Genomic DNA, 19,699 nt, shown 5'->3' on the forward strand with positions numbered 1-19,699 from the left:
TAAGTGATGTGCTTATTTATTTTAGTCTATTATTTATACAGCTTTTGGCTGTCTTTTCATAACTTTATATATAACATAAATCGCAATCCCTAATATAAGGAAGATCCACCAAGGAATATAAACTTTCATCATATCTTTAAATACAAGATTAGGTACTAATATTAGAATTGCTGGTATAACACCAACTAATAGTCCAGCATATGCTGATTCTTTTATTTTCTTATATTTAGATTTATCAAAGATATATCTTTGGATAATATTGAATAATGCTTTAACAATAAAGAATCCACCTATTGGTACAATAAGTAATAGGAAAAGTGTAGATATAAGTGGTGTCTTATAATCAACAAATATACCTACGATACCTGTAATAACAAAATATATACTATAGAAGTAAGCTACACCCATTCCTACCATTTTTAAAATTGCTTTATTAGATTCATTCGGTAGTTCGTTTAATATATCATCGGCATGACCTTTAACATCATGACCGAAAAATTCAATTGCAGTTGTGCCATTTGAAACAGCTTCTAATAAATGATCAAGAACATCCATTAATATGACTTCTGATTCATGTTCATTTACGCGCAAGTCTGTTCTAACATATAACAAGAAATCTTCATAAACTTCTAAATCCGTTTCATTTAGCTGCTTTCTCTTCTCGTTGTTTTCTTTGATGAGTTGTTTAGTAGTTCTAGACATCTTCATTGCTCCCTTTTAACAATTTAGTAATAGGATCCTTAATTTCAAGCCATTCTTTTCGTACGATTTCTAATTCTTCGCGACCTTTATCTGTAATATAATAATATTTTCTTTTAGGTCCTTGTTCACTATGCTTAAACTCACTATAAATAAAATCCTTCTTCAATAATCTAAGTAAAATAGGATATATCGTTCCTTCACTTACATCGGTAAATTGATGTTCATTTAATTTGCGAGATAATTCATAACCATATACTGGTTGAGATTGTATGATAGATAAAATACAAGCATCTAATAACCCTTTTCTCATCTGTGTCTTAATTGTCGACATCTTAATAACCTCTTCCAATTTTTACAGCTATTTTGTATTACAAGATAGCTTACTTTTATACTATTAAAGTTTCATTCATTTGTCAAAGGGTCTTTAATTTTTTCACAAAACATATATTTAGTGATTATATGTTTAGAAATTGTTATAATTCTTAGATGAGACTATTTTAAGGCAGGAGACAGATATGGCATTCCTCGTTTCAATTAATATCATTCTGTGTATCGTCTTGATGTCATATAACTTTGTAGTAATGAATAAGAAATCGCGTATCAATCATTACGCTATTTCAATCACAATTGCTTTGAATGGTTTAATATCCTTTATAATCATCAAAGAAATCAACTTCATCACGATTGCAGTAACGACTATGTTACTTATATGGGCATTTTTACATACATGGATTCAAATTAAATACGTTCCAAACTACATTGAAAATCAATATTTCGTACTTTATATCATTACGATTGTATTTAGTATGTCTTTAAACATTGTTTATTTAGATAGTACACTTTCAATTTATCAATCTGTACCTTATTTAGGTGTCAGTTTATTTATATTTGGCCAAATCATTGCTTATTTATCGTTATTCACAGAACCTATTGAATCAGACGGTAAAAGGCTCGCAAAAATTTACCAAAATGGTATATATCGATACTTTATTCATCCACGTTTAGTTGGTGAGATATTATCGATTGTGGCGTTAATATGTATGATTGTCCTTACGCCCCATTGGTTTCTATTAATACCAGTGTTCCTTTTTTATATTATGTTTATTTTATGGCAAAAGTTATTCAAAACTTCTTATTATGTTTCACATAGTGAATAACAGGGTACTTAAATATAGAAATAAGAAATATAAATAAGGAGGTACACTCAAATGGGCTTTATATTAATGTTAATCGTAGGTGGCCTAATAGGTTGGCTAGCAGGTGTTATATTAGGTAAAGATATACCTGGCGGCATAGTCGGTAATATTATTGCCGGTTTAATTGGTTCAGCGATTGGTGGTTCTTTACTAGGAGATTTAGGTCCAGTATGGGGTGGCGTCGCAATCATACCAGCACTAATCGGTTCAATTATTTTAATTCTTGTATTATCATTTATTTTGAAATTAATCAAAAAATAATTAATCTTCAATTAATAGATAAAGTTAAAGCAACCATCCGCGGATGGTTGCTTTTTTAATGTAAAAATATCGATCCAACTACTAATACAAATACTGAATTAGCTATTTCAATTAAACCTACATGCATAATTTTTATTTTCTTACCATATAGAACGACTGATCGTATTAAACTCGGTATATACATCAACATAACTAATGGATGTATAAAGAATCCTACAACAACTATACATAAATGATAAATCCAAGATGACCATTTATATTTTACGGATTTTTTCTCTCTAATCATCGTCTTAACGTATAAAATTGTACCAAAGAAATATAAGAAACTTAAAATAAAGACTGGTAACCAAGATTGTACATCTGTTATAGATACATTTAATAAAGCGCTGATCACACCAAATAAACAGAATATCAAGACAGCTATTAAATCATTAGTAAATGCTCTTTCATTTTTCTTTTTAGCAAAATAGGCATTTAATAGTGATAAAGGTACCATCAGTAGAAAAATCCATATCGTAACGGGTTTATGTAATACGATTGGTACAAATGATATGACGACAATCAAAGCAAATATGCCTGCCGTATAAATATAACCTATTATTTTCTTCCTTTTCTTTAAGTAGAAGAAAATTTGGTCACTCATGAAATAAGATGCCAGTACACCTAAATACAATAATAAATGAAAGTATGTAAATCCAGTTGCTGCAATTCCGAATGCGATTGGTAGTACAATCATTGACCATACGCCATGTTGATTTGGTTTTTTAAATTTAAACAAATAAAACACCTCCACAGTTTTATTTTACTAAAAGATGCATATGAAATACATCTTAATTCAAACAAATCTGTGAAGGTTCTATATTTTACTTCATATCTCCAATTTTAACTTCATCTGGATCTCTAAATTGTCGTTCATCTGTATTTAATTGGTCGATTTTGGCTAAATCTTCATCACTCAATTCAAAATCAAATACATCAAAATTCTCTCTGATTCTATTATCATTTTGAGATTTTGGAATAACGAGTCTACCTTGTTGTAAATGCCATTTAATAATAACTTGGGCAACAGTCTTGTTATACTGATCTGCTATACTTTGTAAATCTGCGTTATTTAACCATTCCCCACCTCTCATTAGAGGACTCCATGCCATTAATTTAATTCCTTTACTTTCGCAATATGCTTGTAATGCTTTTTGATTAAATAACGGATGAAACTCAACTTGGTTAACTGCAGGGACAACTTCAGTTTCAGCTAATAATTGATCTAAATGATGTTCTTTAAAATTACATACACCAATTGCTTTAATTTTGCCTTCTTTATATAACGTTTCTAATGCTTTATACGTTTCAATAAATAATCCGTCTGCAGGACATGGCCAATGAATTAAATACATATCGATATACGTAAGTTGCAATGATTCTAATGAGTCATTAAACGCTTTAATAGTCGCATCATACCCTTGGAAGTCATTCCATAATTTAGTTGTAATAAATAAATCTTCTCGCTTAATATTAACTGTTTTTAAAGCCTCGCCTAATGCTTTTTCATTTTTATAAAACCAAGCTGTATCTATCGCACGATATCCTGCATCAATTGCAGTGTGGACGACTCTCTCAACATCTGCATCTTCAATTTTGTATACGCCTAAACCTAATTCTGGTATCTCTACATTGTTATTTAATTTAACCATTTTATTATCCCCTTTATTTAGATGTCATACGGTCTCTTTTAGGTGTATAAGCGAGCGAACGTGTCAGTTCTTCAAATTCTTCTTTCGTTAAATCACGCCATTCACCATATTTAATACCATCAAGCTTAATATTCATAATGCGAATTCTTTTTAATTTTTTTACATTATATCCTAACGTTTCACACATACGTCTAATTTGACGATTCAAACCTTGTGTTAAAACAATTTTAAATGTTCTATCATTAATTTGCGATACTTTCGCTGGAAGTGTCTTTTGATTTAAAATTTCAACACCATCAGACATTTGCTTTAAGAAGTCTTTCGTTAAAGGCTTATCTACTGAAACGACATATTCTTTTTCATGATGATTTTCAGCACGCAAGATTTCATTAACGATATCTCCATCACTAGTAAGGAGTAATAATCCTTCTGAATCTTTATCTAATCTACCAATATGAAAAATTCTTTCATGGTGATTGACGTAGTCTACAACATTACCTTTAACATGTCTCTCAGTAGTAGATGTAATACCACGCGGTTTATTGAGTGCTATATAAACATAACCTTTATCAATTGTAATGACTTCACCATCAACCTTCACAACATCCGTACTTTCAACTTGAGACCCTAGTGTCGCATATTCGTCATTAATTTGAACGCGATTAGCACTTATCCATTTATCAGCACCTCTCCTCGAACATACACCAGCTTCACTTAGAAATTTATTAATTCTCATAAAAATGATTCCTCTCTCAATCTATCTACTATATTCCCTATTTTACATGATGATCTTCATTAAAACAAAACAGTGTGTGTCTATTTTGGACTTCTGACGACTTTTGTATAGGCTGTCTTAGTTACACTTCCACCGACTTTTGTTACTAACGGCCTCCTTAGTTACACTTCCGACGACTTTTGTAATTGATACAATAAAAAAAGAGCACAGGATCCAAATGTTTGTCCCATGCTCTTCGTATCAATTTATGATTGCGTTATCTTTTCATAAGATTTGCCATTTATAAAGAAATGATCAAATATAAATGTTCCAAAAGGAATAAAAGCTGTTATAAAAGCAATGACTGGCCACTTTATATGAATTCTAACAATCAGTGCCATTACCAATATCATAATGACATACATTGAAAATAATCCACCATGTATCATGCCTAATACTGAAACTACATTTGGATTACTCAACATATACTTGATAGGCATTGCTATAAATACTAATAACAGTAATGATCCACCTTCTAAATATCCTGTAAACCTAAATAATGATGTTAATGTAGTTTTGCTCACGTTTTAATCCTCGTCTTCTTCGTCTTCGTCAAAGATACTTTTTCTTTCTTTTATAAAATCTTTGTGTAAAGCAACTGTCTTAATTTGGTGATTTTCAACATCAATGACAACCCATTTATCATATTCTGTATCGACATAGTCGTCTTTTTCAATTTCTGGGTTATGTGCTTGTAACCAACCACCGATTGTATCAATATCGTCTGAATCTACAAATTCAATTCCGAATTTTTCTTCTAGTTCTGATAAAGTTACACGTCCATTAATTTGGTAAGTATCTTCACCAGTTTGAATGATATCATTTACTTCATCATCATCAAATTCATCACGAATTTCACCAACGATTTCTTCTAATATATCTTCCATCGTGATGACACCAGCTGTACCACCATATTCATCAATAACTAACGCCATATGAACATGATCTTTTTGCATTTTTACTAATGCATCACTAATTCTTGTAACTTCGTGAATAAGTGGTAAGTCATGTACGTAGTTATTAATTTTAATTTGTTCACCTGAAGCGTATTCTGTTAAAAATTCTTTAACATTGATAAAGCCTTTAATATGGTCTTTATCGCCATCTTCAGTAATTGGGTAACGTGTGTAATGATGTTCATTTATAATTTCTAATAATTCTTCAATATTAAATGGTTCTGTTAATGTAACCATTTGTGTTCTAGGTACCATGATATCTTTTGCTAATCTTTCATCGAATGAGAAAATATTTTGCATATAAGCTAATTCAGTGTGGTTGATTTCACCACTTTGATAGCTTTGAGTCATGATAAGCTTTAATTCTTCTTCTGACATTGCTTGTTCTTCGTTAGTAGGTTGAATACCTATTGCTCTAACTAGAATACGTGCTGCGCCATTCATTGACCAAATTAACGGTTTCATAACGATACCGAAATAATATAATGGTCGGCCGAAGACAAGTGTAAGTCTTTCTGCCTGTTGAATTGCTACCGTTTTTGGTGCTAATTCACCAACTACTACATGGATAAACGTTACAATTAAGAAACTGATCGCTATGGAGAAAGTTGTAGTTAATGCGTCTGGCAAGTTAAAGAAGTCTAATACAGGATGTATTAAAACTTCAAATGTCGGTTCACCAATCCAACCTAATCCAAGTGATGTTACAGTAATACCAAGCTGACATGCAGATAAATAATAATCTAGTTCTTTGATCATTTTATGTACAATTTTAGCTGATTTACTTCCTTCAGAAATTAATTGTTCAATTCTAGTTATACGCACCTTTACAAGCGCGAATTCAGATCCTACAAATACCATTGTAAATGCAATTAATATAAAGAATACAATAAAGTTTATTATGGTCGAAATTTCCAATTAGTTCCCTATTTCTAGGGATTCACCTCCAAATATTTTGCGGTGACGCTATGGCCACCTTTGTATGATTTTGTTCAATAAGTTTATTTATGATATACGTTTTCAAAACTAAATCCTTCCCATTTAGCGTCACCTCCCCCGATATTAGCATATTATTTTTAGTGTACCATATTTTTATCTCAATTTAAATGATATAAGAAAGAATGTAAATGTAGAAGTCTACACATACATTCTTTATATAGTCGTCGTTCCAACGTGTTGCATGATAAATTTAGAACTAATTTTATTAAAAGCTTCTGGTTGATCAATATTACATACGTGACCAGCTTGCTCTATTATTTCTATTGAAAAGTTTTCATTTTCTTTAACGAGTCTTTCTACTGGTGGCATAAATAAATAGTCTTCTTCTCCCATGATAAAGAGCGTTGGAATATCTCTTGTTGCAACTTGTAAATGTGCTAAATAAGGATTCACAAGCTTCGTTAATTTAACCCATTTAATAAATTGTTTTTGAGACACTTTCTTAGCTTCATTCACAAATCTTAATCTTGATTCTTCATGAGCTTTCCTAGGCATAATAATGTATGCAAATAATTTATAAAGCAACATATACGGCACAAAATTCATAATTGTACGGCCGATTGCTAACAAGAATTTAGTCCTTAAATTCACATTAATGATGGCCCCACCTAAAACCAATGTCGTTATTCTCTCCGGATATGATTGCGCCATTGTTTGACCAACAATTGTGCCAAGGCTCATACCAATAATATGTGTCTTGTCTATATTTAAATAATCCAATACATCTACAACTTCTTTTGCTAAATGTTCAAATGAATCATTTTTCTTCCATTCTTTATTCGCAGACTTCCCATGTCCTCTTAAATCTACGAGTAATATATTAAAATGTTTCCTATAATATCTCATTTGTTTAAACCAAATCGAAGAACTACCACCAGCTCCGTGTATCAACGTAACCCATTCTGCGTCATTTGATTTAATAATTGTCTTGTAATATAACATTGTTCACATCTTTCCCTATGTTTACCATTTTCTACATATTATAATAATTTAATTTAATCATATAAAAATTTCCCCAACTTTTCAATTTTAAACATGTTAAATCAGCATCATACTTTTGGCCGAGGATTTAAGGTAATGATTAAAAAAGCTGTCTACAAAGTCACAACTCTGTAGACAGCTTATAATTTAATACGATATATTGATTATTCTACTTCTTCAGCGATTTCAAGTTGCTCTTTCGTTAATTTAGGTTTAATAACACCATAAATAATTGCTGCAACTAATGCACCGATAACTACTGCTAGTAATGTTTGTAATACATGACCGAAGTCAGTTGCAAATATAACAAAGATACCGCCATGTGGTGCTTGAATTCTTGAACCTAATCCTAAAGCTAACGCTCCGCCAATACCTGAACCAACCATCATTGATGGAATGACACGTAATGGATCTGCTGCTGCAAATGGAATAGCACCTTCTGTAATGAATGATAATCCCATCACATAGTTTGGAATAATAGAACCTTTTTGTGCTTTAGTAAATTTCTTTCTAAAGATTAACATCGCTGTTGCAATTGCTATTGGTGGAATCATACCACCAACCATAGCTGCCGTAATTGCTGCTGCATTTCCTTCTGTTAACGCTGCTGTCGCAAATACATATGCCGCTTTATTAAATGGACCACCCATATCTATTGCCATCATTGCACCAATTACTAAACCTAATAACATAATATTAGAACCAGATAAGTTATTTAATCCATCTAATAATAAATTGTTTAACCATGCTGTTGGTGGATTCACCACGTACACCATAAGTAATCCAGTAAGTGATACTGATAAAATTGGATAAATTAATGTAGGTTTTAAACCTTCAAACATTTGAGGTAAGTTCTTAAATACATATTTGATACCTTCTGTTAAATAACCTGCAAGGAAACCAGCGATAATACCACCTAAGAACCCTGAACCACCTGCTACTGCTAACATACCGCCGACTAAACCAGATGCGAAACCAGGTTTATCTGCAATACTTCTAGCGATGAAACCTGCTAAAATAGGCACGATTAATTTAAATGCACTTTCGCTACCAATCGACCATAAATTAGCTGCAAATTCGTTATATTGTCCACTCTTTGGATCAAATGAGTTTTCACCAAATAAGAATACGATTGCCATCAAGATACCACCAGATATAACGAGTGGTAACATATTAGAAACACCATTCATTAAGTGTTTATATATCGTCTTAGATACACTTTGTTTTTCATTGCTAGCAGCACTACTTTGTTTCGTACCTTTAGCTACGAATGGTTTACGTGATGTGTCTTGCGCCATATTGATTAATTCTTCTGGGCGTTTAATACCATCAGCAACCGGAACTTGAATTACATTTTTACCATCGAAACGATCTGTTTCAACATGCACATCCGCAGCTACAATGATACCTGATGCTTTTTCAATTTCTTCATCTGTTAAGTGATTTTTAATACCGCCTGAACCATTTGTTTCAACTTTAATAGGTACACCCATTTTTTTAGCTTGATTTTTCAACGCATCCGCAGCCATATAAGTATGTGCAATACCTGTAGGACATGCTGTTACAGCTAATACAAGTCCTTTTTCTGAATCCGCTTCTGCATTCGTTACAGCTGCTTCTTCTGAAGTTTCATCTGAAGCTTCATCATCATGCTTATTAATGATATTTAATACTTCTTCTTTACTTTTCGCTTGTAATAACTCTGCTCTTACATCTTCATCCATCAAAATACCTGAAAGTTTAGCAAGGGCATCTAAATGTGTTTGTGCACCACCAGCTGGCGCAGCAATCATAAAGAATAAATGAGCTGGTTGCATATCTAATGATTGATAATCTACACCTTCAACAGATTTACCAAAAGCAATCGCTGCAGACTGTACAGCATCTGTTTTAGCATGAGGAATCGCAATCCCTTCACCAATTCCTGTTGTACTTTGTGACTCTCTTGCATGAATCGCTTCTTTAAAAGTTGCTTCATCGCTTAATTTCCCAGCGCTGTTTAATTGTGCAACTAACTCATCAATGACTTGATCTTTACTTGTTGCAGAAAGATCCATTGCAATGGTTTCCTTCGTTAATAGTTCTGTAATTCTCATTTTAATAACCTCCCTATTTTAAACATGTTTAATGATTACTTTAGAAATTATTTTTTCTATATCTTCTTTATTAGCTAAATCCGCATTAAATGCTGTTGCTGTACCACAGCTTACTGCCAATTTAAATGCTGATTCTATGTCTTTGCCGACTTCTAATCCTGCTACCATACCAGCAACAGTACTGTCACCTGAACCAACTGTATTCACAACTTGACCACTTGGTACGATAGCTTTTAATCGTGTTTGTTGATCCACATAAATAGCACCTTCTCCACCGAGTGAAACGATGACTGCTTGAGCACCTTCATTCAATAATTGCTCAGCACATTCAATAACTTCTTGATCTGTTTCAATTTGTTTATCAAATATTTCTTCTAATTCATGTTTATTTGGTTTAACAAATTTCGGATTATACGCTAGTACTGATTTCATCAAATCTTTCTCAGCATCAACGATTAAATTTGCACCAGTTTGTTTAAGTATTTCTGCTACTTCTTGATAGACTGGATTTTGTAATGAACTTGGCACACTGCCCGCAATTATAACCGTATCTTCTGATTGCGTATTTTTCATTTTCGTTAAAAATTCTTCATAGTTATGTGGTTCAATATTTGGTCCCGGACCATTGATTTCAGTTTCTAAACCAGATTTTAATTTCACATTGATTCTTGTATCATCTTTAACCTCTACGAAGTCAGTTAAGATGTTTGCTTGATTAAGTGCATCTTTAATAAAATCTCCAGGAAATCCACCTATAAAACCTGTTGCTGTACTTTTGATATCTAATGTTTGAAGTACTCGAGAAACATTGATACCTTTTCCACCAGCAAACTTGTTTGTTTCATGTGCTCTGTTTAATTCACCTACTTCAAATTGATTGGTAAACATTACATAATCAATTGATGGATTAAACGTAACTGTATATATCATTTTTGTCCTCCGTTAATGTTATATTTTTCTTTAAATTGATTTAAATTATTTAATGTTTGAATCGCTTTTTGTGAAGTTAGTATCTCTATTGATTTATCATATGTTACTTCCGCAAACGATACTTCATTAAATTTAGAATGATCTAACAAGACATATACTTGAGATGCTAAATGAATGGCCGTTTCTTTCATTTCTGATTCGTAAGGGTCTGGTGTCGTTAACCCATAGTTCAAATCAATGCCATTCATACCAATAAAAGCTTTGTCAAAACGATATCTTTCAAGGGATTTAACTGCATTTACGCCTATATTCGCAAATGTCGTTGCCTTTACTTCTCCACCTGTCATATAAACAGAAATGCCTTTTTCTAATAACGGTCTTACATGTGTTAAACCATTTGTCACAACGATAATATCTTGTTGTGTAATGAACGGAATCATTTCTAAAGTAGTTGTCCCAGCATCTAAATATATCGTATCTCCATCTGAAATTTGACTGACAGCTAATCGTGCAATCTCTCGTTTTTCATCTTGATGTCGCGATTCTTTATCTGTCATATTACGCTCTTCATGGCGCTTTGTTATTTGAGTTGCACCACCATGAACTCTTTTGAGCATACCTCTTTCTTCAAGTTGAGATAAATCTCTCCTAATTGTTGATGTACTTGAATTCGTCAAATTAATAAGTTCTTGTAGAGATACTGTTTCCCGTAGATTAATCTCTTCTAATATTAATTGATGTCTTTCAGTCGTTAACATACAATCTCCCCTATTCCTCTACATAATAAAACGTTTTCATTTCATTGTCAATCACTTTCGTTCACAATCAACCAAAATCAACCAAAATTTTTTAGTTGTTTTATAAGTGCAATCATTTTATACAGTAAAAGATTACTGTTATACTTTTCTAGTATAATTTTAGGAGGTAAATCATGAATAATTTAAAAGAAAAGCTTTTTAACCTAATTGAAAAGAAAGAAAGTGCCATGATTGATATTAGAAGGCATTTGCATCAACACCCAGAACTATCATTTGAAGAAACGCAAACTGCTGAATATATTAAATCATTTTACGAAGGCAAAGATGTTAAAGTAACACAACCTTTAGAAAAAGAACATGCTATTATTGTAGAAATTAAAGGTGGTCAAGAAGGTAGAACGATTGGTTTAAGAGCTGACTTTGATGCTTTACCTATAACAGAAGAAACAGATGTTCCTTTCAAATCACAAAATGAAGGTGTTATGCATGCTTGTGGTCATGATGCTCATACTGCTTATTTAATGGGGCTTGCAGATGCACTTATTGAAATTAAAGAAGAATTACCTGGCACAGTTAAAATCATTCATCAACATGCTGAGGAGAAACCTCCTGGTGGTGCTAAAGCACTTGTAGAATCTGGTGTACTTGACGATTTAGATGAAGTTTATGGTATCCACATCGTTCCAGTAGCTGGACCAGAATTTATTGGTTACAATAAAGGACCTTCATTCTCAGGAAGTTCAACATTCAAGTTGACGATTAATGGTTTAGGCGGACATGCAGCAAGTCCACACAAAACACATGACGCATTAGTTGCTGGGACAAACTTTGTAAATGCTATTCAAACGATTGTATCAAGACGTATTGATCCATTAGATATGGGTGTCGTTACGATTGGCGCATTCGAAGCACCAGGTGGATACAACGTTATTCAAGATAGCGTTACAATCAAAGGTACTGCTAGATATTTAAACCCTGAATTAGAAGAAACAATGTATCAAGAAATCAAAAAAATTGCAGATAGTGTTGCAGTGGGCTTCGATATTGAATATGACTTAGATTATCAATTTGGTTATCCTGTACTTTACAACCACCCAGAACAAACTGATAAAGTAGCAGAAATATTATCAAATAGTAAAGGCGACTATTTCCAACAATTAGTTGAAATACCTCAAGTTACAGGTTCAGAAGACTTCGCATACTATCTACAAAAAATTCCTGGTTCATTCTACATTGTAGGAAGTAAACCTGAAGGAGTAACAGAACCATATATGAATCATCACCCTAAATTTGATGTGAATGAAGATTGCTTGCAAGTTGCAGCAAAATCTTTAGGAGAAATTACATTAAACAGACTAGAAAAATAAATATTAATCTAAAAAAATGAGGCTGAAACCTGTATATTGGTTCTAGCCTCATTTTTATATCATTATCATACTATAATATATCTTCACCACGTGATGCGACATAAATATCGAACCACTCTTGATCTGTTAATTGTAATTTCGTAGCATTTACAGCTTCGTCAACTCTTTCTATCTTACTTGAACCTACAATTGGCATTACTTTTGATGGCAATCTGAGTAACCAACTGTAAATCACTGTGCTCACTGATACGTTATATTTTTCTGCTAATGGTTGTATAACTGCCATAATGCGTCTTGCTTTTTCATCATTTTGATCAAATAATTTACCGCCAGCTAATGGACTCCATGCCATTACTTTAACATCATGTTGCAACATTCTATTTAATGTACAATCTTCAATATTTTCGAGTTGATATGGCGATACTTCAACTTGATTGACTGAGATATGCGACATTTCTTTCTTCAAACTCTCATTTAACAATTCATATTGATTACATTTAAAGTTTGAAACACCAAATGCTTTTATTTTTCCTTGCTCAACTAAATGCATCACTGCACGCGTTACTTCATCTGGATCCATTAATGGAGATGGACGATGAATCAGTAGCGTATCGATGTAATCCGTCTTAAGATTTAATAGCGATTTATCAACTGATTCAATAATATGATCATAACTTTGATCATATCGATGACCAGTATTTTTAGCGATTTGATCATTCGGTAAAATAATACCGCATTTTGTGACGATTTCAATTTTCTCTCTTAAATTAGGTGTTAATGCTAATGCATCACCAAATAATGATTCACATGTATAATTACCATATATATCCGCATGATCCATTGTTGTAATGCCTCTATCAACTATTTCATGTATGAAATCATTTAATTGTTGATTGTTATAACCCCATTCATTCAATCTCCAAAAACCATGTACAATTCTAGAATAACTAACATGTTTATTTATACGAATTCTTTCCATCCCATCATCTCCTAAGAAAAATTCAACATATCTAACTTGTTACGAATACTTGCTTTATCTATAGATTCACCTATTATGACAATTGTTAAAGGCATATTCATTATTTCTGGTTCATATTGAGGTACCCCAAATGCATATTGAAATAAATAAGTTTGTTCTGGTTCTTCTCTAAATTTAACAAATCCTTTAATTCTAAGAATCGAATCAGGTAATTGTCTTAAGAAATTCATTAATAATTCCATTTCTATCGGACCACTAAATGTATAATTTATGGATTGAATACCGTGATGATGACTATGTTTAGCTTGAAGTGACAAAGCCTCATTTACAGGTATTTCAACACCATCAATATTTGAAAACTGCGTAAAGTGTAGGATTGGTTGATGCTTAATCGTTTGTAATGACGTTTCTAATGATGCTTTTTCTTCAGTAGATAATTCATCAGACTTATTAATAATAATCAAATGTGAATATAACATTTGTTCTTCCATTAATTGTTTCGTCTGAACGGTATATCTCGATCTTTCTAAATATCTTTTCCCGTCCATTACACCAATAATTGTTGGCATTTCAACTTTATCTACTAATGAAGGGTTTTGACATGCATCCACTACTTCTACAGGATGCGCAATACCAGTTGCTTCAATTAATACAAGATCAGGCTGGTCTTTATGATATAAATTATGTAATACAACTTCAATATCATCTTTCAATGAGCAGCATATACAACCATTTAATAAACTTTGAGTAGAGACATCATCACCTAACAAATTGCTATCAACATCAAAAGAACCAAATTCATTCATAATGATTGCGACCTTCTGGCCAGATTCCTTTGCCTTCATGATGAGTCTTTGAAGTAATGTTGTTTTACCACTACCTAAAAAACCTGTCAAAATTGTTACTGCCATTTTATTTTTATTCTTCATACTTTGACTCATATTCAAACCACCTTTCTGTAATTATATGATATAAGTTCAGAAACTACAAAGACTTAAAGTTTATCTTATAACTTATACTTTAAATATTTATAAATTACACACCACTAAAATATTTACAAAATAAAATTATTCATTATATAATGAATTAGGAGATTTCAAAAAATTAATGAACCATTGCATTTGTAGTTTGGGGGAAAGATTATGCCGGATAAATTAGATATCCAAAACCAATTGTGTTTTAATTTGTATAATGCGCAACGACAAGTTAACCGCTATTATTCAAACAAAATTTTCAAGACGTACAATATTACATATCCACAATATTTAGTATTAACGATTTTATGGGAAACCGCACCGGTCAATGTCAAAAAGCTTGTAACAGACTTAGCCCTAGATACAGGTACTGTATCCCCTTTATTAAAAAGAATGGAAAATTTAGATTTAATTAAACGTGTACGTTCTGAATTAGATCAAAGAGAAGTGTTTGTTCATCTAACAGAAAAAAGTGAACAAATGAAACCACATTTACACCAAGCTTCACATTTAATTCAAGATGTATCAGAGTTAAATGATGAAGAAACTAATCAATTAAACAACTTATTACAAAAATTGATCAATAATGTAGATAAAATCAATCAAGAAAAATAATACAGCAAGCATCTATCATCTTGCTCAAAATAAATAAGCATATCACGCAACTGAATGCTCAGTTTAAAGTGATATGCTTATTTTTTGTTTGTTAGTTATTCTAATTGTTCATTATATTGAATAACTTTATATAAATAACCTTGTTCTTTAATGAGTTGAGAATAACTACCTTGTTCAATGATATGTCCTTCATTCATGACGATTATATGATCGAAGTTTTGTAAATATTTCAAGTTATGCGTCACAATCACAATTGTATCATCTTTATTTAATAAGAGATTCATAACATTTTCTTCATTTTCTTCATCTAATGAAGCTGTTGGTTCATCAAGCAACCATATTTGTGCTTTTCTTAATAATAATCTTGCTAATGATAAACGTTGACGTTCCCCACCTGAAATATTCTCAGCGTTTTTAGTTAGCTGCTGATCTAAGTTTAAATGATTTAAATTTACGGCGGCAAGAACGTTTGTCATCAGCTCATCTTCTACTTCAATTAATAAATTCTCTCTTACTGTGCCTTCGAAATAATGATTATGTTGCAACATTGTATTGATTTCATTCACATAATCTTCTTGAATCACATGAGACAACTGTTCATTTTTATAGGATAAAGTACCCTCGTTCACACTATATAATCCCATTAATATATTAAGCATCGTTGTCTTACCTGAACCTGAAGGACCTATAATAGCTACATGATCCCCTTTATTTATTTCAAAGTTAATTTGAGATAACGTTTCTCTTTCTTGAAAATCATATTTAAACATTACATTCTCTGCTTTATACAATGCATGATTTTGAACTGAACGTTCTTGAGGCAATTCAAATGATTGATTGATGACTTCTTCTATATTTTTAAGACTTCGCTCTGTATCCGCTTTGTAAAAAGCAACATTAGTCATCGGGATAGCTTGTTCAAATAACGTAATTGTAATCATTAATATACTCGCAAAGAATACAGCGTTTAATACACCTTCTTGAATTTGCCAAATACATAAGATCGTCATACACCAAATACTCACCATCGATGATAAATTCAGCATAAAGTCATAAGAACTTAAAAATTTCTGTTCTTTATATTTTTTATCTTCATATTGATATTGTTTATTTAACACTTTCTCTTTAAATGCACGATATTGTTGAAATCTTTTTAATTCTGAACGTCCTTTTTCAAAATCAAAATATTCAGCAACATATGCTTCTTCACTTTGTTGAACAGCTTCAGCCAAACTTTCAGCTCTTTTAGCTGATAAATAAGGGATGATGATGACTGACATCAACATTGAAAGTCCTATAATCACACCTGCATATATATTGAAATTAATCATCACGAGTATTGTTATAAATGTTGTTATAATAATAACAATTGGTGGATAATATACTCTGAGTAAAATATTTTGTAATCGTTCAACGTGGTTTACCATTTGCGTTAATAAATCGCTCGAACGGTATCTTCTAAATACGTTTGGAACGATTGGAATGAGTTGATTAAACAAGCTAACACGTATATCTCTCAACATTGTAAATGTAGAACGATGCGAATATAATCTTTCGAAATATCTAGTTATTGCACGAACAAAACCGAATAACTTAATAGATACAATTAAAATCATTAATGCATATAAAGGTGTTCCAAGCGCACTTTTAGATATCATATATCCACTTAAAGCAAACATTCCAAGTGCAGTTAGCATGCCAAATACGCCTATTACAATAGAAAGATAGAAGTCTTTATCAAATTTAATTTTTAATTTTTTCATGACGTAGCACCACCTTTTTGAGATGCGTCATATGATTGAACTGTTCCATTATGAATTTCTATATAATCAGTGGCATATCTCAACACTTCTTTTCGATGTGCGATTGTGAGAATAGTCTTTTGATGCGCAAATTGGTTAACAGTTTGCACGATAAGTTGTTCGGTTTCAATATCTAATCCAGTTGTCGGTTCATCAAAAATAACCACATCTGGATCAAGTAATAGTAATCTGGCTAGTTCTATTCTTCTCATTTCTCCACCAGACAACATTTCATAACCATCACCAATCATAGTATGCATACCTTTAGATAATTGTTTTACTTTTTCAAGTAAACCCACTTCAGTTAACACTTCACTAACACGATTTTCATCATAATTTTGGAACATCGTGACATTTTCATACAAAGATGCACTGAAAATATAAGGTCTTTGGGATAGATACCCCATTTTGAGTGGTTTTTTATAAATAATCTTACCTTCATTGGGATTCAATTCATTTAACATAAGTTTGATTAATGTCGATTTACCTGCACCACTCGGTCCAATAATTGCAGTATGATGATTTTCTTTTATACTTAAATTGATTTGATCAAATGCAAAATCTTTACGATCTGGGTAAGTGAATGATACATGATCAAATTGAATGATATCTTCATCATTCATATTTGAATCAATATGAATGTTTGAAGCTTGTATAGATGCTTCATTATTCATATCTCCAATCAATTCAATATAACCTTCACTTTGTTTACCCGTATGGAAAGCTTGTCCTAGGTCTTTAATCGCATTATAAAATTCTGGTGCTAATAATAAAGTAATAATGGCAACTACAAAAGATACATCGTGAAATACGATTAATCTCAAGCCCACTTCTAGCGCAACTATACCTATTCCAAGCATCGAGATAAATTCCAACATTAAGCCTGATAAGAAGGCACTTTTCAAAATTTCCATTGTTAAATCTCTAAATGACGTACTAGATTTATAGATTTTTTCAGTCGTTTCATGTGTTCGATTGAAAAGTTTTAACGATACGAGACCTTTTATTAAATCTATAAATTCTGCTGCAAATTGATCTAACGATTGCATTTGGTCTTTCGCTTTATCACGAGTTCTCAGCCCAAATACAATATAGAACAGTGGAATAAACGGCGCTGTAATCATCATAATTAACGCAGCTGGCCAATGAATAAAGAGTAATGTAACGATAATCGATACTGGGATAATGGTTGATTTGAAGACTTGAGGCAAATATGATTCATAAAAAGGATGTATACCCTCAACCACTTCAGTAATCATTGTTATTTTAGTTCTATCTGTTTCATTATTTATCAATTGATGTCTAACATCTCTTTTAACTTTATATGAAAGTTTTTGTCCTGATAATTGATTAAGGTAGTTAAAGCATGCTCTTAAAAGCAATACAATGAGCAAGATTGCTAGCCATAAATAAAGTTGTTGTCCATTTGATTTTACGACGAGCATTTGGTTAATAATTTTTCCTAAATATATATTTTGAAATACGACTGTTAAACTTAATAAAAACGAAGCGAGAAACATAAATATTTGCAACGTTTTATAATGCATACTATACTTTGTTAAATCTTTCACAATCTCACCACCTTGTTCCATTATAACGCCTTTACGAAAAAAATAAACTAAAATGTATTATTAAATATTAGCATATTACAATGTAATATTTGGTACAATGATGATACGGTGATTGTCTCTAGATAACCACAGACTTTCATAAAAACAGAGGAGCAAAGCTATGTTTATATTAGAATTAATAAAAGCCATTATATTAGGTATTGTTGAAGGTTTAACAGAATTCGCACCTGTTTCATCTACAGGTCATCAAATTTTAGTAGATGATATGTGGTTAAAATCTAAAGCCTTTCTTGGAAGCGAATCAGCATTCACATTTAAAGTTGTGATCCAATTAGGTTCGATCCTTGCAGCTGCATGGATATTTAGAAATCGATATTTTGAAATGTTACATATTAAACAAAATGAACAGCAAAAAAGAAAATTAAAATTGTCACATATTATTGTCGGGCTTGTACCAGCTGGTATTCTCGGACTATTATTTGATGATTTCATTGAAGAACATTTATTTAGTGTCCCAACTGTATTAATCGGTTTATTACTTGGAGCTATATATATGATTGGTGCGGATATGTATTCTAAACGCGTCACAAATCCACACAAAGTAGATGATATGAACTATCCAAAAGCATTTGTAATTGGCCTATCTCAAGCAATTGCATTATGGCCAGGATTTAGTCGTTCAGGTTCAACTATTTCAACAGGTGTCTTCTTAAAGTTAGATCACAAGGCAGCTTCTGACTTTACATTTATTATGGCAGTACCTATTATGTTTGCAGCAAGTGCAAAAGCGTTACTTGGAAATCTACAATTTATAACATTAGATCAAATACCTTTCTATATTGTAGGGTTTATCGCATCATTTATATTTGGACTGATTTCAATCAAATTATTCTTAAAACTGATTAATAGAGTAAAATTAATACCTTTTGCGATTTATCGTATTATTTTAGTTATTATTATTGCTATTGCATATTTCGGTTTTGGAATTGGTCAGAATATCGGCTAACACATCGTACCAATCGTTTGAAGATTATGATATAGGGTAT

The 19,699-nt window shown here is 31.8% G+C and carries 20 protein-coding genes; 5 read left to right on the forward strand and 15 right to left on the reverse strand.

Translation table 11 applies throughout. The annotated features are described in order from the left end of the window. Window positions 1-33 precede the first annotated feature (33 nt). Window positions 34-702: a DUF1129 family protein gene (locus LQ622_RS06625; protein WP_185805776.1), complete on the reverse strand. Its 669-nt coding sequence runs from the start codon at window positions 700-702 to the stop codon at window positions 34-36. Beyond that, complete coding sequence (locus tag LQ622_RS06630; RefSeq protein WP_025904753.1) at window positions 695-1,033, reverse strand: PadR family transcriptional regulator; 339 nt, start codon at window positions 1,031-1,033, stop codon at window positions 695-697. Before LQ622_RS06630 ends, LQ622_RS06625 begins: the two co-directional genes overlap by 8 nt. 184 nt (window positions 1,034-1,217) lie before the next feature. On the opposite strand from LQ622_RS06630, the gene LQ622_RS06635 reads away from it, so the two are divergent. Together LQ622_RS06635 and LQ622_RS06640 are read left to right on the forward strand one after the other, a co-directional pair. Next, window positions 1,218-1,859, forward strand: a complete 642-nt coding sequence (locus LQ622_RS06635) for a hypothetical protein (protein ID WP_037589261.1) — start codon at window positions 1,218-1,220, stop codon at window positions 1,857-1,859. Window positions 1,860-1,910: 51 nt separating this feature from the next. After that, on the forward strand, window positions 1,911-2,159 hold the full coding sequence (locus LQ622_RS06640; RefSeq protein WP_025904751.1) for a GlsB/YeaQ/YmgE family stress response membrane protein: 249 nt from the start codon (window positions 1,911-1,913) through the stop codon (window positions 2,157-2,159). 55 nt (window positions 2,160-2,214) lie between these two features. Here LQ622_RS06640 and LQ622_RS06645 read toward each other — a convergent pair whose 3' ends face one another. The 9 genes from LQ622_RS06645 to LQ622_RS06685 all read right to left on the reverse strand — a co-directional run bounded on the left by LQ622_RS06645 (window position 2,215) and on the right by LQ622_RS06685 (window position 11,345). Next, window positions 2,215-2,937, reverse strand: a complete 723-nt coding sequence (locus LQ622_RS06645) for a YwiC-like family protein (RefSeq protein ID WP_239774829.1) — start codon at window positions 2,935-2,937, stop codon at window positions 2,215-2,217. A gap of 85 nt (window positions 2,938-3,022) precedes the next feature. Continuing rightward, window positions 3,023-3,850, reverse strand: a complete 828-nt coding sequence (locus tag LQ622_RS06650) for an aldo/keto reductase (RefSeq protein WP_107596457.1) — start codon at window positions 3,848-3,850, stop codon at window positions 3,023-3,025. Between the two features lie 13 nt (window positions 3,851-3,863). Beyond that, window positions 3,864-4,586, reverse strand: coding sequence for a pseudouridine synthase (locus LQ622_RS06655; protein ID WP_239774831.1), 723 nt, complete (start codon window positions 4,584-4,586; stop codon window positions 3,864-3,866). Window positions 4,587-4,831: 245 nt separating this feature from the next. Then, a complete protein-coding gene (locus LQ622_RS06660; RefSeq protein WP_025904747.1) occupies window positions 4,832-5,149 on the reverse strand; it encodes a DUF3817 domain-containing protein in 318 nt (105 codons plus the stop codon). A gap of 3 nt (window positions 5,150-5,152) precedes the next feature. Further along, window positions 5,153-6,499: a hemolysin family protein gene (locus LQ622_RS06665; protein WP_025904746.1), complete on the reverse strand. Its 1,347-nt coding sequence runs from the start codon at window positions 6,497-6,499 to the stop codon at window positions 5,153-5,155. 234 nt (window positions 6,500-6,733) lie between these two features. Then, window positions 6,734-7,522 (reverse strand): alpha/beta fold hydrolase, encoded by a 789-nt coding sequence (locus LQ622_RS06670; protein ID WP_239762201.1) that lies wholly within the window; start codon window positions 7,520-7,522, stop codon window positions 6,734-6,736. A 203-nt stretch (window positions 7,523-7,725) separates the two neighbouring features. Further along, a complete protein-coding gene (locus LQ622_RS06675; protein WP_037589266.1) occupies window positions 7,726-9,657 on the reverse strand; it encodes a PTS fructose transporter subunit IIABC in 1,932 nt (643 codons plus the stop codon). Between the two features lie 18 nt (window positions 9,658-9,675). After that, the gene (gene pfkB / locus LQ622_RS06680; RefSeq protein ID WP_204258764.1) at window positions 9,676-10,587 is read right to left on the reverse strand and encodes a 1-phosphofructokinase; all 912 of its coding nucleotides are present in this window, start codon (window positions 10,585-10,587) and stop codon (window positions 9,676-9,678) included. Continuing rightward, window positions 10,584-11,345 carry a DeoR/GlpR family DNA-binding transcription regulator gene (locus LQ622_RS06685; RefSeq protein WP_126476684.1) on the reverse strand — a complete coding sequence of 254 codons (762 nt, stop codon included), beginning with the start codon at window positions 11,343-11,345 and terminating at the stop codon, window positions 10,584-10,586. The genes pfkB and LQ622_RS06685 overlap by 4 nt, the downstream gene beginning before the upstream one ends. 173 nt (window positions 11,346-11,518) lie before the next feature. Here LQ622_RS06685 and LQ622_RS06690 point away from each other — a divergent pair, with 173 nt between their 5' ends. Further along, window positions 11,519-12,712 (forward strand): M20 metallopeptidase family protein, encoded by a 1,194-nt coding sequence (locus tag LQ622_RS06690; protein ID WP_232193858.1) that lies wholly within the window; start codon window positions 11,519-11,521, stop codon window positions 12,710-12,712. 70 nt (window positions 12,713-12,782) lie between these two features. Here LQ622_RS06690 and LQ622_RS06695 read toward each other — a convergent pair whose 3' ends face one another. Then, window positions 12,783-13,691: an aldo/keto reductase gene (locus tag LQ622_RS06695; RefSeq protein WP_025904740.1), complete on the reverse strand. Its 909-nt coding sequence runs from the start codon at window positions 13,689-13,691 to the stop codon at window positions 12,783-12,785. 11 nt (window positions 13,692-13,702) lie between these two features. Continuing rightward, complete coding sequence (locus LQ622_RS06700; RefSeq protein WP_239740032.1) at window positions 13,703-14,632, reverse strand: CobW family GTP-binding protein; 930 nt, start codon at window positions 14,630-14,632, stop codon at window positions 13,703-13,705. Between the two features lie 201 nt (window positions 14,633-14,833). Here LQ622_RS06700 and LQ622_RS06705 point away from each other — a divergent pair, with 201 nt between their 5' ends. Further along, entirely contained in the window at window positions 14,834-15,280 is a 447-nt protein-coding gene (locus tag LQ622_RS06705) for a MarR family winged helix-turn-helix transcriptional regulator (protein ID WP_025904738.1), read from the forward strand. A 95-nt stretch (window positions 15,281-15,375) separates the two neighbouring features. Here LQ622_RS06705 and cydC read toward each other — a convergent pair whose 3' ends face one another. Both cydC and LQ622_RS06715 read right to left on the reverse strand, forming a co-directional pair. Beyond that, window positions 15,376-17,043 (reverse strand): thiol reductant ABC exporter subunit CydC, encoded by a 1,668-nt coding sequence (cydC, locus tag LQ622_RS06710; protein ID WP_239762200.1) that lies wholly within the window; start codon window positions 17,041-17,043, stop codon window positions 15,376-15,378. Continuing rightward, the gene (locus LQ622_RS06715; RefSeq protein ID WP_239774834.1) at window positions 17,040-18,653 is read right to left on the reverse strand and encodes an ABC transporter ATP-binding protein/permease; all 1,614 of its coding nucleotides are present in this window, start codon (window positions 18,651-18,653) and stop codon (window positions 17,040-17,042) included. The genes cydC and LQ622_RS06715 overlap by 4 nt, the downstream gene beginning before the upstream one ends. A gap of 160 nt (window positions 18,654-18,813) precedes the next feature. Between LQ622_RS06715 and LQ622_RS06720 the strand changes: the two genes are divergently transcribed. Then, on the forward strand, window positions 18,814-19,659 hold the full coding sequence (locus LQ622_RS06720) for an undecaprenyl-diphosphate phosphatase (RefSeq protein ID WP_025904735.1): 846 nt from the start codon (window positions 18,814-18,816) through the stop codon (window positions 19,657-19,659). The last annotated feature ends 40 nt before the right edge of the window (window positions 19,660-19,699 follow it).

The organism is Mammaliicoccus sp. N-M50, from assembly GCF_022386995.1.
GTDB classification, from domain to species: domain Bacteria; phylum Bacillota; class Bacilli; order Staphylococcales; family Staphylococcaceae; genus Mammaliicoccus; species Mammaliicoccus sciuri_A.